A 15812-nucleotide genomic window follows, 5' to 3' on the forward strand; every position below is an offset into this window, starting at 1 on the left:
ATTCCAAACACGCCCACGATGGATACAACCACTTCCAAACCAGGCACAACGCTCCAATGCGGCTGGGGTCGCCTGATGTTCGCAGACACCTTTCCTTCGCCGGAAAGCTTGGCGGCCGCCATCCTCTCCGAGCATCCCGAACAACGTGATATTGCGCTCTACCTGCTCGATCCACACCTGGTGCTGAACTGTGCGCCGCAGCAGATATTTCTCGATCCATCCAACACTTACCGGCTGTTGCTCAGTGACTATAAGCCATCGGAAAAAACGCCAGTTGGCTTTGAGATTCGCAAGCTGGCGCACAAGGAGGAGTTGGATGAAATTAACCGCATCTACACCACGCTCAAGATGGTGCCGCTCGACAAAGATTACGTCTGGGATAATCGTCATGCCGAGGGCTTCACATATTTCATTGCGGTGCAAAATGAAACCGGTCACGTGCTGGGCGTGGCGATGGGCGCGAACCACCAGGTTTGTGGCGAACATATGCCCAACAGTTGTAGCCTGTGGGCCGTTGGTGTGGACCCCCAAGCCCAGCTGCCTGGTGTCGGGACTTCGCTGGTGCGGCACATCATCGAGCATTATTCTCAATTGGGCCGCGAATACATGGATGTGTCTGTTATCCATGACAATGAGAATGCGCAGCGCCTTTACGAAAAGATGGGCTTCGAACGCATGTACATTTTCGCAGCGAAGCGCCGCAATCGCATCAACGAGCGCCTCTTCGTTGGTGCACCGGCCCCTGATGGCTACAACCCCTACGCAACAATCATTATTAACGAAGCCCTACGCCGCGGGATTGCGGTGGACCCGATTTCGCCGGAGCGCAATTACTTCCGCCTCAGTCTAGGCGGTCGATCGGTGACATGCTGGGAGTCGTTGACGACAATGACCTCTGCCATCGCCTTAAAACGCGCCGAGGACAAGCAGTTTACGCATGAAGTTCTAAAGGCTGCGGATCTCTCGACACCTGATCAAATTCTGGCCGGTGAGCCTCGTCGCAACTTACAGTTTCTTAACCGCCACAAGAGCGTCGTCGTCAAGCCGTTGGTTGGCGAGCAAGGGCAGGGGATTTCTGTCGATGTCCGCTCGGAAGAATCCCTTGAAGCCGCGGTGGAAAAAGCCCGCGAGTTCAGCGACGTAGTCCTCATCGAGCAATTCGTCGAAGGCCAAGATCTTCGCGTGATTGTGATCAATCAAGAGGTGGTCGCCGCGGCGGTTCGACGCCCCCCCAGCGTCATTGGCACCGGAGAGCATACGATACGCGAACTCATCGAAAAGCTCAGTCGCCGGCGTGAGGCCGCAACGGGCGGCGAAAGCAAAATACCACTGGACAAAGAGACAGAACGCTGCGTCCGCATGGCCGGTTACGCCCTTGAGGACGTTTTAGAAAAAGAAGTGGCGATTCCTGTACGCAAAACTGCGAACCTCCACACGGGCGGCACGATCCACGACGTCACAGATAAGCTACACCCTACGCTCGCAGAGGCGTCGATCCGCGCCGCTGCAGTGCTGGAAATGCCAGTCGTCGGGCTCGACCTCATGGTAAAGTCTGCCGACCAGCCTGACTACGTGATTATCGAGGGCAACGAGCGCCCTGGCCTTGCCAACCATGAACCTCAGCCGACGGCGGAGAAGTTTATCGATTTCCTCTTTCCGCAAAGCATCATCGCCCAAGCCGCACCACCCGTTGCCGAGCAATAATTTCGCCCACATGAGCAAAAAAAACGTTACCAAGGCCCCGACTAAATCTGGCCCCTCAAATAAGGAACCGACTGCTTCGGCTCAGCCGCTCGCTGTTGACGAGGATTATCTCCAGCGGATGCTGTTAAAGATGCTCAGCATCCATAGCCCTAGCGGCTACACGGACCCCATTATCCGCGAGCTATGCCACGAACTCGACCAGCTTGGTCTGAAGTATGAAATGACTCGCCGTGGAGCTGTCCGCGCAACTTTGCCGGGGAGAGCCTACAGCCCTGACCGCGCGATAGTTGCCCATGTAGATACACTTGGTGCGATGGTCAAGTGCCTCAAGCCCAATGGCCGTCTTCAGTTGGTTTCTGTCGGTACTTGGTCGGCGCGATTCGCTGAAGGGGCACGTGTGTCCGTCTACACCGACGAAACCGTTTACCGTGGCACGATTCTACCGCTCAAGGCCTCAGGTCATGTCTATAATGAGGAGGTCGACACGCAGCCCGGTACCTGGGATAATCTTGAGCTTCGACTCGACCAAGACTCCGCTTCACAGGAGGACCTCGAAAAGCTCGGTTGCCAGATCGGAGACTTCGTGGGGGTAGATTCACAGGCGGAATTCCTTGCCAACGGTTATCTCAACGCCCGTCACCTCGACGACAAGGCTGGCGTCGCGACCATGCTGGCAGCTGCGAAGTATCTCAACGAGCACCAGATCGAGTTGCCAGTCGAGTGCCATTTGCTATTCACTATTTCGGAGGAGGTCGGCTCGGGTGCTTCGGCGATTTTGCACGGAGATGTGGCAGAGTTAGTCTCCATTGATAACGGCACCTGCGCGCCCGGACAGAATTCACAGGAGCGCGGGGCGACGATTGCGATGGCTGACTCGACAGGGCCGTTCGATTTCCACCTGACGCATCACTTGCTCAATCTCTGCAAGAAGAACGAGATAGCTCACCAGCGTGACATCTTCAAATACTACCGCTGCGACAGCGCCTCAGCCCTCGAAGCTGGTAATGATATCCGTACGGCGTTGGTTACGTTTGGGCTAGACGCCTCTCATGGCTACGAACGCACTCATCTGGACGCCCTGACAGCCGTCACGCGCTTGATTATTGCATATGCCCAGAGCCCGCTCATCTACAAAAAGCAGAAAAAAGTGCTGACTTCGATCAAGGACTTTCCGGAGGTTCGTGTCACCGACGTTGAACTCACCCAACTTGAGCAAACGGAATCAACTGCCCAAGTCCCGCCTCCGGAGCGTCTCGCGCCAAAAGCCAAGTAAACTTGCTAGCAAGGCAAGGGGGGGGCCCTGAGCACGGATCTTTTTTTGAGCGAAACCTGTATTTGAAAATGAGCCTTGAGGGGGGGGGCATGCTAAAGGAAAATCAACTTGAATGCAGTTTCCTCGCTCGCAAAATGTGAGATTCCGAGGTAAGTTTCTGTTATGATCACAATCGCTTTCCTCACTGATTTTGGGGACCAAGACTGGTACGCTGCTGCCATGAAGGGCGCAGTGCTCAGCATCTGCCCTTCGTGTAATATTGTTGATATCACACATGCGATTAAGCCGGGGAATATCAGTGCTGGTGCCTTTATCCTGAGTCAGTGCTGGCAGGATTTCCCAATCGGAACGGTCTTTCTGGCAGTTGTTGATCCGGGCGTTGGCTCAGACCGTTTACCCGTTGCATTGGAGGCTGAAGGCCGATTGTTCGTTGGGCCGGACAACGGACTCTTTGGTTGGCTGGGCGACCAAGTTACTTGCTGCCATCGGATTGCCAATGCCTACCTTTTCCGCGAAGTCGTTACGCATACCTTTCATGGGCGAGACATCTTTGGCCCGGTGGCGGCGCGGTTAGCCAAGGGGGAAATTAAGGTGAGCGAAGTTGGCCCCGAAATATCTGGATTGGTGACCGTTCCCTGGCCTGAGCCGATCTATGACGATGACGAGGCCCATGGCCGCATCCTCTATATCGACCATTACGGCAATGCGATCACGAACCTGCGTCAAGATGAACTCAAGGGACGTTACAAGCTGGCTAATGCCGTGATTTCGCTGCATCCGCGTCGGCTGTCGTTGCTGAAGGCCTTCAGTGACGCACCGCAGGGGCAGCCCTTGGCGTATTTTGGGAGCGGGGGCTTGCTGGAAATCGCAGTCAATGGGGGTAACGCTGCCCAACTACTTGATCTACGCCTTGACCAGCACGTCGAGGTGGTTTTGTAGTAGTTAATGCTCACGCCACCGAGAACGTCTACTTCGCTTGTGCTGGGCAAATACTTCTGGTTGCTGCTTTCCCTACTCTTCCTGATCATTTTGGTGCCGATCGTTGACGATGACGACTGGGGCGCGCCAGTTCTTGGTGTTATTGCCATGCTGACTTTGGTTTTTGGTCTGAGGGCAGTGGCGGGGGAGCGCCGCACGTTGTTTATCGCCATTTTGCTCGGAATCATAGCTTACGGGCTCAGCACGCGTTCCTATCTAACAGGGACCGATGTTCTGATCCCGCTGCCGTTCCAATTAGCATTCTACGGCTATATTAACCTGACTATTCTTCGATCCATTTTAGAGGCAAAAAAAATTACCGCTGACGTGATTTGCGGTGGCATTGCGGTCTATCTGTTGCTTGGCATTAATTGGGCTATTCTGTTCGCAGCAATTGAGCTGATACATCCCGGCAGTCTCGTGGTGAGCAGTAGTTTCGACCAAAACGGGATGAGCACGCCGATGGACTTCCTGTATTTCAGTTTTACTACGCTGACCACGCTGGGCTACGGTGACATCGTCCCCGTCAGCAACGCTGCCCGAGCGGCAAGTATTGGAGCGGCGGTCAGTGGCGTGCTGTTCATCGCAGTCTTCATTGGCCGGCTGGTTGGCTTGACCACGTCGCAGGCCCACCACGCAGAGACGCGTTAAAAGACCACGTTTTTAGCTGGCGGCCCGGAAATTGCCGCGCCACGCTGTCCCCGCACTTACTACTATGAGCAGCCTTTCTCCAACTGAGCCGACCAGCCCGACCACGGCCGCGCCGTCCATGAAACAGACGATTTCCTGGGCGTTCTACGACTGGGCCAACACCGGTTATGCTATGGTGGTGCTAGCGTTGATTTTTCCACGGCTTTACAAAGGCTTTTACGCTGCGGGTTTGAGCGATGGAGACCAAACGGCCTGGTTCGGGCGGACGGTGTCCATCGCAAGTTTGCTCGTGGCTATTTGCGCGCCTTTTCTCGGGAGCATTGGCGAGCTTGGTGGTCTGCGGAAACGTCTGCTGTTGATGTTTTGCTCGGTGGGCGTGGTGACGACGGCGGGCTGTTACTTCATTGGCAAAGGCGACTATGAAATGGCGAGCTTGATCTACATCATCGGCACGGTAAGTTTCTATTCGAGCAACATCTTTTTCGATTCCATGCTAACGACGGTCTCCACGCCGGAAAAGCGTCACTTCGTCAGCGGACTGGGGTTCTCCTTTGGTTATGCGGCTGGCTTTGTGCTGTTGTTGATCACGCTGTTAGTCACCAAGGTTGCTGCGGCTCAAGTGATGTTTCTGGTCGCCGCCGTTTGGTGGGCGGTGTTCACGATTCCGCTGGCCATGAATATTAAGGAAAAGCCCCGGCCAGACCGGCCTCCGTTCTTTGTGATGGCCTGGATGGGGGCAAAAGACACGTTATCGACCCTTAAGGAAATATGGGCTATCAAGCCGATCCTCTGGTTCCTCGCAGCATATCTATTCTACATCGACGGTGTTAACACCATCATCATGATGGCGTCCAATTACGGCACGACGATTGGCTTTGCGGAAGATCAGATCACCCAAGCCTTCTTCATTGTGCAGATTTTTGGCGTGCCATGTGCGATCTTGTTCGGTTGGGCGGGCCAAAAGGTTGGGCCGCGCAAAATGATGTTTGTCGCCATTGTACTTTACGTGGGCGTGACTGCCTACGGGGCGTTTCTTGACACCAAGCCGATCCAGGTGTTTGGCATCGATATCTCTGAAATGTTCGTCTTGGCGGCGCTGATTGGGATGGTGCAGGGGGGGATTCAGGCGCTTTCCCGCAGCTACTTTAACACGCTGATCCCGGTTGGGCGCGAGGTATCGTTTTTCGGCTTTTACAGTATGATTGGCAAGAGCGCTGCCGTAATGGGGCCTTTCCTCATGGCCTATGTGGCCTCTGCCTATAACAACCCCGAGAACCCGACTTTTTCTACCCGTCTGGGGATGGGCTCTGTGTCGATTCTGTTTGTGATTGGGGCGGTATTTCTGGTACTGGCTGGCCACTACGACAAACGGATGCAAAGATGGGAGGCCAAGACGCGTGTGTAATATTTTCCATTTATCTTCACGTCAAGACTTGTGCTTTGGCTGAAATTGAGTTTAGTGAGAGTCCATGGATACCTTCACTGCGATCAAGGCGCGACGCGCCGTTAAACATTACGACTCAACACACCGTTTTTCCGCCGAGGAAGAACGTCAATTAATGGAGGCTGCGTTGCAGGCTCCGACTGCCTTTAATATCCAGCATTGGCGCTTTCTAGTGGTCAAGAATCCCGAACTGCGTAAGGAAATCCGGGCCGTTGCGTGGGACCAAGCCCAGGTCACGGACGCTTCTTTGCTGATCATTATGTGCGCCAACAAAGACGCTTGGAAATCGGGCGAACGCTATTGGAAGGACGCACCTGAGCCTGTTCAAGGCTTCCTGGTCCCGGCGATTACTCAGTATTATGATGGCCGTGAGCAGGTTCAGCGCGATGAGTGCATGCGTAGTTGCGGTCTTGCCGGGCAAACAATCATGCTGGCCGCCAAGGCTATGGGCTACGATTCATGCCCAATGGATGGCTTTGACTTCGATGCCGTGGCCAAAATTATTAAGCTACCAGAAAATCATCTGATCAGCTATATGATCGCCGTTGGTAAGGGCACGAAGGAAGCCTGGGCCAAACCTGGCCAATTGCCCTACGACGAGGTTGTGATTGAAGATACATTCTGAGCTGAGGCACCTTTATCGAATTTTCATAAAGCGCCCGGTGATCTACCGGGCGCTTCTTTGTGCTCGTTGCTGTCGTCCATCCAGAATGCTTGGTGAACTGGGGCTTCGCGAGGAATCTAGTGCCGATGAAGACATTCGCCTTGAAAGCAATTGGCCAACTACCATGCTTTAAATATGCGTTTCCGCATTTTGGGCAGCAGTAGTTCGGGGAACGCGGCGCTCCTGACCACGCCGCATTGTAAGGTGCTCATTGACGCCGGGTTTTCTGGGCGGCGCCTACGGCAAATGTTGGCAACAATCGGCGAATCCCTAGAGTCGATTGATGCGGTTTTTATCACGCACGAGCATGGCGATCACACTGCTGGCCTGAAGGCTCTTAGCCGCCTACCGCACATAAAGGTTTTCGCGAATCAAGACACCGCTCGCGCTGCTCAGGCTAAGCTGGACCGCAAGGTGAACTGGGGGCTGTTTGAGACTGGTCGTAGTTTTCAATTTGCCGACTTGAAGGTTTTTCCATTCGCCATTCCTCATGATGCGCACGATCCGGTGGGTTATGTGTTTGAAGGCGGAGATGGCAGCCTGTTTTCGCCCTTTCGCAAGGTTGCTTGGCTTACTGATCTCGGCTATGCTCCGCAACTCGTTCGCGAAAAGGTTCGCGAGTGCGATTTGCTGGTGCTGGAGGCTAATTACGATCTGGAGCTGTTGGAACAATGCGAGAAGCGTCCTTGGAGCACCAAGCAACGCATTCGCGGGCGACATGGGCACTTATCCAATGATGCGGCATTTGAGCTGCTTGCGGAGGCTGTTAGTCCGCGTTGGCGACACATTTGTCTGGCGCATCTGAGCCGAGACTGCAATGACCCGGAACTCGTTCACCGCCAATTTGAACCTCTGCGCAATGGCAACCACAACCTACGCATCGACGTATTTGACCCAACCACTGAAGTGGGGGAGGAATATGATTTAGCCATCAGTTGGTAGGGGCAAAATGACCTATTTTTACGCCTCTCGCTTGCATTTATTTCAACTTTTCTAAACATTAAGCATTATGGCTAAAAAGAAATCCAAGAACTCCACCGCCAGCAACGCCAGTGCCGTCACTGAGGCTTTACGCCAAATTGTCGCCGACACTTATGCCCTCCTTGGCCAGACTCACCTCTGCCACTGGAATGTTGAAGGGCCTAGCTTTTTCGCGCTGCACACCGCCTTTGAAGCGCAGTACACCGAGCTGTTCGCCGCAGTGGATGAGCTTGCGGAGCGTATTCGCGCCCTCGGTGCTTATGCGCCAGGTGGTCTAGGTAATCTCGCCAAGATGGCGGGGTTCGCTGAGATCAAGGAAAACTCCACAGACAAGGAAATGGTCAAGCACCTGTCGCAATTGCACCGCGAATTGATCTGCAACGCCGCCAAAGCCCGTGATTTGGCTGGTGACGCCGGTGACGCTGAGACTGAAGATCTCATGGTTGCACGTATCCAAGTTCATGAAAAGACGGTCTGGATGCTTGAAAGCTACCTGAAATAGCGTTCAGCAACATACTATTTCATTTGAAGCCCGAGCCCTAAAAAGCTCGGGCTTTTTATTGTTTATTCACAAGATATTCACGTCTTTTTAGTTGTTCACATTGAATTGTTAATAACTTTATTGGTATATTACTATCTAATTACCAACTATTTATAAGTCACTAGTTGGTGTATATAGTGAATGGGCTTTACAATAATTAGGCTTATCTCCTTATTGCGCGGTGCGATTGTTACTAACTTTTTACGTAAAACGATAATGCATAGCTTATTGCGAATTTCTGGATGTGCTTTACTAGTGCTGCTGGCCGTAAGGACCGAGGCGGCAAAGGTAGAGCTTACCCACTATGAGCGATTGGTTGTAGCGTCCTGTTTAGTGCTTGAAGCCGCCTCCGAAGGCACAGAGGGCATGCAAGCGGTCTTAAACGTCATTAACAACCGTGCTGGCGGCGATATGACCCGCGTGATGGGGGTGGTGTCGCGTCCTAAGCAATTTTCGGCGCTCAACAGCGCCACTGCCTCGACGAATCCCGACTACGGCCCGATCATTGAGCGTGCCACCCAAGATCCGCTTTTCAGCGAGGCATATGCGCTGGTCCAGCGTCTTGAGGCGGGCGAACTAGACGACATCACAGATGGTGCCGACCACTACCATGCCGACAAAGGTGCCGAGAAGCCATACTGGTCTGTTTCAATGGAGCCGACTCGGAAAATTGGTCTGCACAATTTTTATCGAAGTGGACAAATGAGTACGTCACTTGTTGCCCGCATTGAATGATTTTTCATTTTGCGCCGTCGTCGGGCATTTTTGCGTTAGTTAGGTATGCGTAATCCAGTCAATTACCACCTGCCCTGCGACGGCGCTCCATTTCACTATCTGGCCTCTATACAGGGCGGTTTCTGCTAACTAGGCACCTTAGAGGTGTCGGATTTCTCCGCAAACTCATTAGTAGAGGCAATACAGCGAGAGAAAATACGCTTACAGCACGGAACGGCGCGAATGCCATTGACTCAGGCTGTCGCAGCACTATCAGCTTTGCAGACCATGACTACCATCGTAGATATCCACGCACGTGAAATTATTGATTCGCGCGGCAATCCAACCGTTGAGGTTGATGTCGAGCTCGACAGCGGCGTCATTGGACGCGCAGCTGTTCCTAGCGGTGCCTCCACTGGCGAGCACGAAGCGCTTGAAATGCGCGACGGCTCACTGGCAGCCAAGGACTTCCCCAAGGGATTCGACCGCAAGGGTCGTTACCTCGGTAAGGGCGTCATCAAGGCCGTCACGAACGTCAACACGCTCATCGCATCTGAACTCGAAGGCATGGACGCCTGTGACCAAGTCGGTATCGACCAGGCCATGCTCACGCTCGACGGCACCGCGAATAAGAAAAATCTCGGAGCCAACGCCATTCTCGGTGTTTCGCTGGCGACTGCCAAGGCTGCCGCTGAGGCCCTAGGACTCCCACTTTATAAGTATGTCGGTGGACCAAACGCTAAGGTCCTCCCCATGCCCATGATGAACATCATGAATGGCGGGGCGCACTCCGATGCTCCGATCGACTTCCAGGAATTCATGATCATGCCGATCGGCGCGCCGACCTTCCGCGAAGCTCTCCGCTACGGTGCCGAAACCTTCCATGCGCTCAAGAAGGTGCTTAAGGACATGGGCTTCTCCACCGCCGTCGGTGACGAAGGCGGCTTTGCCCCCAATATTGAGTCCACCGAAGCAGCCATGGATGCCATTGCCAAGGCCATCAAGAACGCTGGTTTCAAGCTCGGTAAGGATATCGTCTTCGCTCTAGACGTCGCAGCATCCGAATTCTACGACAAGAAAAAGAAGAAATATGTCTTCAAGAAGTCTTCTGGCGCTGAGTTGAACTCCGACGAAATCGTTGCTTTCTACGCCGATCTCGCCAAGAAGTATCCTATCCGCTCCATTGAGGACGGTTGCGATGAAAACGACTGGGATGGCTGGAAGAAGCTCACCGACGCCCTTGGTGACACCACTCAGCTCGTCGGCGATGACCTCTTCGTCACCAACACGCAGTTCCTCAAGAAGGGTATCGACCTCGGTGTCGCCAATTCGATTCTCGTCAAGGTCAACCAAATCGGCTCGCTCACCGAGACTCTCGACGCCGTCGAGATGGCCAAGGAAGCTGGCTACACCAGCGTTCTCTCCCACCGTTCCGGTGAGACCGAAGATACGACCATTGCCGACATCGCTGTGGCCACCAATTGCGGACAGATCAAGACCGGCTCGCTCAGCCGCTCCGACCGTATCGCCAAGTACAACCAGCTCCTCCGCATCGAGGAAGAACTCGGCGACACCGCGATCTTCGGCGGCAAGCTCTAATCCAGCTTCGGTTGGATAGAGAGGCGGCATTGGCCGCAAGCGAACGAAATCGTAAGCATTTCAAACCGGTGCCCTAATGCAGGGTGCCGGTTTTTTGTGCCCAACACCCGAGAGGGGGGGGCACCAACTGCATTCGAATCCAGCGGACTAAATTGCCTCTTACAAATTGAGCCCTAAGTCCCGCTCACGCCGCTGTGCGTGGTGGTTGAAGGGTTAGTGTGTTGGCGGAGTTATTCGTCGGTTGGGCTTTTTATGGATCGATTACCCTATGAAAGTTTATAATAATTCACTATAGTTGTTGAGGTCTATTCCTTATTCTGTTGTCTTGCTATCGTTACCAGCGGATTCGCCGCTGGGAGCACTGCATGCAATCGATGCTTAAAACCATACTATGCTATAATGAAACTACAGACATTTTTAACAACAGCCGCGCTCCTAACGGGCCTTTACGCTTCGTCCGCCCAAGGGGCGCTCCTCATCAACTTCACGGAATCCGGCGGTGACACCACCGTCACCTTTTCTGGCTCATTCAATTTGAATGCCACTCTGGGGTTTGATAGAAGCCTCCCTTCTGGTAATTATTTGGCCCCAAATTTTACAGCGGCAGGCTACATTTCCATTCCAGGAGCCAACAAAGATAATTATTTACTAAATACACAACCGTTAACCTTTGGTGGGTCAGGTTCACCTATTGTTGGCATTTGGAGCAGTGTTACCGGAAACAATTTCGGCTTACAATATGTTCCTAGTATTGCCGTTCCGGCTGGCTATATCTCGGGCGATCCCTTCAATGGTTCGGCGGTAGCGGTGGGTAGAGATTTCGCATCTTTGCGCCTCACCCCAGGTACAACCGTGGTCAACACCTTCTCGAATGGCCCTATCTCTGATACCGTTACGATCAACGTTACGGGTGCAGCAGTAATCCCTGAACCCTCCACTTACATTGCTGGTGCTGGCCTAATTGGCCTGGCTGCATTCGTCTTCGTCCGCGCTCGTCGCAAAAAAGTCGCTGCTACCAAGTAATCGACGGCCAATACTTTCAACGAAGCCCGCGATGGACAAAATCGCGGGCTTTTTCGTGCGGTTTTAATTGGCACGAGCCACGCCCTCGCTCTCACTCCGTTACATCGGCGCTGGCGAGGTAGGATACGGCGGCGGTGAGGGACTCGCGAAGGATGTGCTCAAGATTGGGGGCCTGATCGGCGGGCATAAACGCCTTTTGCTCGACTAAATACTTCTCCAGACAGGTTGCGGCGGCGGAAAAACGACAGAAGCTGGCGCTGGCCGACACCCCGATGAGCGTGTGCAGGTGGCGGGCAGCAAGCGCTGGATCATTCTTTGCAACGGCTTCTAGGTAGTTGCTATGGATCTGCTTCAAGTCTTCGGTCGACATGGCCAGCACTTCCCGGATGAGCGCTTGATCATCGCCCAGCCGTTTAGTTAGCGCAGTGAAATCAAGCAATGCCGCTGTGCGGGTGGCTCTAGCTTCGACCGATTCCTGTGGAGTACCGAGGCAGCGGTCGACAACTTCGGCGACATTGTCAGGTGATAGTGGTTTGACGATGCATTCGTTCATGCCAGCGGCCATGCAGGCGCGGCGATCTTCTGCACGGGCATGGGCAGTCATTGCAATGACCGGGGTGATCGGGAGCTGGTGCTCGGCTTCCCATTCTCGCATGGCGAGGGCAGCTTCTAGACCATCGACGACGGGCATTTGAATGTCCATGAAGACGAGGTCGTAGTTGTTTTGGCGAAAGTATTCAATGGCCTCCAGCCCGTTAGCGGCGGTGTCGACGGTGACCCCGAGGCGGTCGAGCATGCCACAGGCTACGAGCTGGTTGACGCGATTATCATCGGCTAACAGGACATGGGCGGATCGCCGGCGTACGCGCTCTTTGAGTTCGTCTTTGGCGGATTTGGCTTGGGCGGCTTTTTTGACGTTGATTGGTGAAAAAGGCTCAGGGAAGCCAGATGAGGTTTCGGGAGCCTTCTCAAATTGTGCGGTGAACCAAAATTCCGAGCCCTTTCCGGGTTCGCTGTTGATGCCGATCTTGCCGCCCATAAGCTCGACGATTTCCTTGGATATCGCCAAGCCCAGCCCGGTGCCGCCGTAGAGTCGGGTGGTGGAGGCGTCTGCCTGCATGAAGGCGCTGAAAAGCCGTTTTTGAACACTGGGTTCGATGCCAATGCCTGTGTCACGAATCGAAAAGCGAAGCCAGACGTCGGAGCGAGTTTCTTCCAGCACCCTGACGGAGAGTTCGATTTTGCCTTCCTTGGTGAACTTGATGGCGTTGTCGGCCAAATTGTGGATGATCTGCTTGAGCTTTCCGGAGTCGCCGCGGAGACGTTGGGGGGTCTTCTTGTCGACGTTACTCGAGAAGGCGATGCCAGCTTTTTCCGCCCGAATTGATAGTGGAGAGCTCAATTGGCGCATCACAGCACGCACGTTAAAACGATGGACGTCCAGCTCGAGCTTGCCAGATTCTGCTTTGGCGAAATCGAGGATCTGATTGATCAACAACATGAGTGATTCGCTGCTGGAGAGTATGAGGTCTGCAGTTTCGCGGTGTTGTTCAGGAAGGCCTGGAGTGTCGAGCAGGAGGTGAGTCATGCCAATAACACCGTTGAGCGGTGTGCGTATTTCATGGCTGACATTGGCCAAGAATTGGCTTTTGGCTAGGCTCGCTTGCTTCGCCTGCTCGGCTAGGGATTGGAGGTTTTGCTTCTGCTTGACTGCATCTGAAATGTCCCAGTTAGTGCCTACCATGCGGACAGGCTTGCCCTTGGCGTTGCGCTCCACGGTTGCAAATGCCCGTAAGTGTCCTTCGCTACCATCGGGCTTCAATACACGGAAGAGAATGTTCAAGAGCTCCCCGCCTTCTAGAGTCTCTTGGAGTTTCTTGAAGTAGTCCGAGACGTCATCTGGGTGAATCCATTGGCGAATGGATTCAATGCCGTTTAGTTGAACGGGGGGGGTGCCATAGAGAGCAAACATTTGTTCGTCCCAAGTCAGTCGGTCATTCAGTACATCCCAGTCCCAGACGCCGACGCCGCCCGCGCGCGTTGCCAGCGCCAGACGCTCATTAACGGTTTTTAGCTCGCGTTCAAGCCGACGATTCTCGGTGACGTCTTCGATCTGGGAGACAAAAAATAATAATTTTCCTTTGGCGTCGTGGACAGCAGAAACGGTTAGATTAACCCAAATTGCGTGGCCTTTGGCGTGGATATAACGCTTCTCGATGCGGTATTCTTTTTTCCCTGAAGACGTAATGTCCTGAAGATGCGCCAGACTCATTTCAATGTCATCTGGATGCGTTATTTCAAGGAATGTGAGGCCCAACAACTTTTCCCGTTGATAGCCAACAATGCGGCATAGTGATTCGTTGACTCGAACCCAGCGCCCATCCTTTGTGCAAATAGCCATACCGATGCCGCTAGCGTCAAATGCCGCCCGGAAACTGGCTTCGCTTTCCGGAATGTGCTTGTGGGATTGTGCTAAAAGGGGAGAGATTGAATCGGACGAGGGGCTGGGAACTTTTTGCGGACGAGGTTCCATGGTCTAGGGGTGAATATGAGGAACGAATATTGTATATAAGTAAGGATACTGCGATCTGTCCAGCATTCACTTTGTACGCATTTATCGGACCAATGTCCATTGGGAGTTTACTTAATCCATCGACAAGCCAATACCGCTACATTTGACTTAACCGATATTTCCCACTGCCATATGATGATTTTCAATCGATACCGAAACTTATTGGCCATGTTCATGGCTGTGATGCTTGCCAGCTCGCTCCTGGCACAAAGTCCGGAGGAACTAGTGGGGCAGGGCGTTGCCAATGTACTACCCGGTTATCAATTTAGTAAGCGTCTTGCAGGGCCCACTGAGGATGATCATGTACTGCTTTTCATCAATGGTCGTGATACTGCCTTGGTGACATGGACCACCGGCGAACCTAAAACGGTCGACATCCCCGCCAGCCCAACGAACTTTACGGTGTTTAACACTAATGGGCAGCCGTTGAGCACACTATTTGTACAGAATTTTAATATTGGCTTGGTTTTGGTCAAAGAGCCTGCGATTTACGTGCCACAGGGTGAGAATGCCATCCTGCAAGTGGCTGCGCTTGCTCAAACTGTTGCCCCGAAGCTGAGCATCCGCGGTCCACAGGTCATTGATTTGGACTGTGAATTCGTCAACCCGATGCAAAAACCACTCATTCTGGCTATTCCTGGCGAAAATAGTGTGGCAGTAAAGCCAGGGGCCCGTCACGTGGTTAGCAAACAGGTGAATGTCGGTCGTTCGTTTGAGCCTATGCGCATCAATGTTGGAGCCTCGGGTATTTTCCAAACGGTGACCATCGAAATGGAAAATCCAATAATCGTTGATTTGCGCGCCGATTTGCCGGGGAAATTGACTGTTGATATCCTTAATCCAACGGCTGATCCATTTTCTGGGCGCATGGCTATGCGACTTGTGGGTAACACGAAACCTCCATTCGAATTTCCTGTTGAAATGGGGCCTAAGGAAACTATCAAGCAGATGGAAATTCCACTGGGTATCGAATTGCCACTGCCGCAACCGGTTCAGATCACTATAACTCAGCCGGTAGGCAATCCACGGCAAGATGTTGAACTCACGCGCACCGCGGCAATGCAGTTTATGAATGTACCTGGTCTCAGACCTGGACCAGACAAGGCACCGGTAGCTTGGCAACTCGTTACAAACGGTAGTGCCTTTGCTGATTTGCGCGCTGGACAACCCACTCAAGGTGCCCCCTGGGGAGATGAAACAATCATTCTCGCTTATCAATTTGAGCAGCCGGGATCTTCGTTGCGGGTCGTTCCCATCAATCTCCAGTCAGTTCCAATCGCCCAAATGCCTGCGTCGGTGGGGTTCTGGATTAACGGTGACCGTTCGGGCAATCGTGTTTCCGTCCGCTGGAAAGACGCCACCGGAAAAGTATTTCAGCCTAGAGCGCGGGTGATCGATTGGATGGGCTGGCGCTATGAGACTTTTGCGACTGATCCAACCATGCAAGCGCCACTGGAGTGGGATAGCCTTTTATACGTGGAGGGCACCAAGCCGAGTACTGGCGCATTGATGATCAGCGGTCCGGTTTTGACCTATCAGTCGAATCGGGTGTCTCAGGCGGGCAAGCAAAAGAGCGTCGAGGTGAAGGATGATGTTTCCTATGGCAATCCAGTTAAGCTTGATCCCAGTAAGCTTGCACCTGTCACGACGCCTAGCAGGTGACCCCCC

The 15812-nt window shown here is 53.4% G+C and carries 13 protein-coding genes; 12 read left to right on the top strand and 1 reads right to left on the bottom strand.

The window, feature by feature from the left end; all coding sequences use genetic code 11:
- Positions 1-18: 18 nt before the first annotated feature.
- The 11 genes from ngg (at position 19) to IE065_RS14550 (ending at position 11572) form a co-directional block, all read left to right on the top strand.
- Complete coding sequence (gene ngg / locus IE065_RS14500) at positions 19-1704, top strand: N-acetylglutaminylglutamine synthetase (RefSeq protein ID WP_189516369.1); 1686 nt, start codon at positions 19-21, stop codon at positions 1702-1704.
- 10 nt (positions 1705-1714) lie between these two features.
- Positions 1715-2977: an osmoprotectant NAGGN system M42 family peptidase gene (locus IE065_RS14505; protein ID WP_189516371.1), complete on the top strand. Its 1263-nt coding sequence runs from the start codon at positions 1715-1717 to the stop codon at positions 2975-2977.
- Between the two features lie 162 nt (positions 2978-3139).
- The gene (locus IE065_RS14510; protein ID WP_189516373.1) at positions 3140-3916 is read left to right on the top strand and encodes an SAM hydrolase/SAM-dependent halogenase family protein; all 777 of its coding nucleotides are present in this window, start codon (positions 3140-3142) and stop codon (positions 3914-3916) included.
- A gap of 6 nt (positions 3917-3922) precedes the next feature.
- Positions 3923-4606 carry a potassium channel family protein gene (locus IE065_RS14515; RefSeq protein ID WP_189516375.1) on the top strand — a complete coding sequence of 228 codons (684 nt, stop codon included), beginning with the start codon at positions 3923-3925 and terminating at the stop codon, positions 4604-4606.
- Positions 4607-4670: 64 nt separating this feature from the next.
- Positions 4671-6011, top strand: a complete 1341-nt coding sequence (locus IE065_RS14520) for an MFS transporter (RefSeq protein ID WP_189516377.1) — start codon at positions 4671-4673, stop codon at positions 6009-6011.
- Positions 6012-6075: 64 nt separating this feature from the next.
- Complete coding sequence (locus IE065_RS14525; protein ID WP_189516379.1) at positions 6076-6675, top strand: nitroreductase family protein; 600 nt, start codon at positions 6076-6078, stop codon at positions 6673-6675.
- Positions 6676-6849: 174 nt separating this feature from the next.
- Positions 6850-7656 (top strand): MBL fold metallo-hydrolase, encoded by an 807-nt coding sequence (locus tag IE065_RS14530; protein ID WP_189516381.1) that lies wholly within the window; start codon positions 6850-6852, stop codon positions 7654-7656.
- Positions 7657-7723: 67 nt separating this feature from the next.
- Entirely contained in the window at positions 7724-8197 is a 474-nt protein-coding gene (locus tag IE065_RS14535) for a Dps family protein (RefSeq protein WP_189516383.1), read from the top strand.
- Between the two features lie 255 nt (positions 8198-8452).
- The gene (locus tag IE065_RS14540; RefSeq protein WP_189516385.1) at positions 8453-8971 is read left to right on the top strand and encodes a cell wall hydrolase; all 519 of its coding nucleotides are present in this window, start codon (positions 8453-8455) and stop codon (positions 8969-8971) included.
- A gap of 267 nt (positions 8972-9238) precedes the next feature.
- The gene (gene eno / locus IE065_RS14545; RefSeq protein WP_189516388.1) at positions 9239-10549 is read left to right on the top strand and encodes a phosphopyruvate hydratase; all 1311 of its coding nucleotides are present in this window, start codon (positions 9239-9241) and stop codon (positions 10547-10549) included.
- 399 nt (positions 10550-10948) lie between these two features.
- Positions 10949-11572, top strand: coding sequence for a PEP-CTERM sorting domain-containing protein (locus tag IE065_RS14550; RefSeq protein ID WP_189516390.1), 624 nt, complete (start codon positions 10949-10951; stop codon positions 11570-11572).
- A 91-nt stretch (positions 11573-11663) separates the two neighbouring features.
- Here IE065_RS14550 and IE065_RS14555 read toward each other — a convergent pair whose 3' ends face one another.
- Positions 11664-14105: a PAS domain S-box protein gene (locus tag IE065_RS14555; protein WP_189516392.1), complete on the bottom strand. Its 2442-nt coding sequence runs from the start codon at positions 14103-14105 to the stop codon at positions 11664-11666.
- 213 nt (positions 14106-14318) lie between these two features.
- Here IE065_RS14555 and IE065_RS14560 point away from each other — a divergent pair, with 213 nt between their 5' ends.
- Positions 14319-15806, top strand: a complete 1488-nt coding sequence (locus tag IE065_RS14560; protein ID WP_194500047.1) for a hypothetical protein — start codon at positions 14319-14321, stop codon at positions 15804-15806.
- The last annotated feature ends 6 nt before the right edge of the window (positions 15807-15812 follow it).

It is taken from the genome of Cerasicoccus arenae, from assembly GCF_014651635.1.
Taxonomy (GTDB): Bacteria; Verrucomicrobiota; Verrucomicrobiia; order Opitutales; family Cerasicoccaceae; genus Cerasicoccus; species Cerasicoccus arenae.

Bases quoted from the DNA above. Each gene is read 5' to 3' on its own strand.
- ngg (WP_189516369.1), top strand. From the start codon at position 19: ATGGATACAACCACTTCCAAACCAGGCACAACGCTCCAATGCGGCTGG.
- IE065_RS14505 (WP_189516371.1), top strand. From the start codon at position 1,715: ATGAGCAAAAAAAACGTTACCAAGGCCCCGACTAAATCTGGCCCCTCA.
- IE065_RS14510 (WP_189516373.1), top strand. From the start codon at position 3,140: ATGATCACAATCGCTTTCCTCACTGATTTTGGGGACCAAGACTGGTAC.
- IE065_RS14515 (WP_189516375.1), top strand. From the start codon at position 3,923: ATGCTCACGCCACCGAGAACGTCTACTTCGCTTGTGCTGGGCAAATAC.
- IE065_RS14520 (WP_189516377.1), top strand. From the start codon at position 4,671: ATGAGCAGCCTTTCTCCAACTGAGCCGACCAGCCCGACCACGGCCGCG.
- IE065_RS14525 (WP_189516379.1), top strand. From the start codon at position 6,076: ATGGATACCTTCACTGCGATCAAGGCGCGACGCGCCGTTAAACATTAC.
- IE065_RS14530 (WP_189516381.1), top strand. From the start codon at position 6,850: ATGCGTTTCCGCATTTTGGGCAGCAGTAGTTCGGGGAACGCGGCGCTC.
- IE065_RS14535 (WP_189516383.1), top strand. From the start codon at position 7,724: ATGGCTAAAAAGAAATCCAAGAACTCCACCGCCAGCAACGCCAGTGCC.
- IE065_RS14540 (WP_189516385.1), top strand. From the start codon at position 8,453: ATGCATAGCTTATTGCGAATTTCTGGATGTGCTTTACTAGTGCTGCTG.
- eno (WP_189516388.1), top strand. From the start codon at position 9,239: ATGACTACCATCGTAGATATCCACGCACGTGAAATTATTGATTCGCGC.
- IE065_RS14550 (WP_189516390.1), top strand. From the start codon at position 10,949: ATGAAACTACAGACATTTTTAACAACAGCCGCGCTCCTAACGGGCCTT.
- IE065_RS14555 (WP_189516392.1), bottom strand. From the start codon at position 14,105: ATGGAACCTCGTCCGCAAAAAGTTCCCAGCCCCTCGTCCGATTCAATC.
- IE065_RS14560 (WP_194500047.1), top strand. From the start codon at position 14,319: ATGGCTGTGATGCTTGCCAGCTCGCTCCTGGCACAAAGTCCGGAGGAA.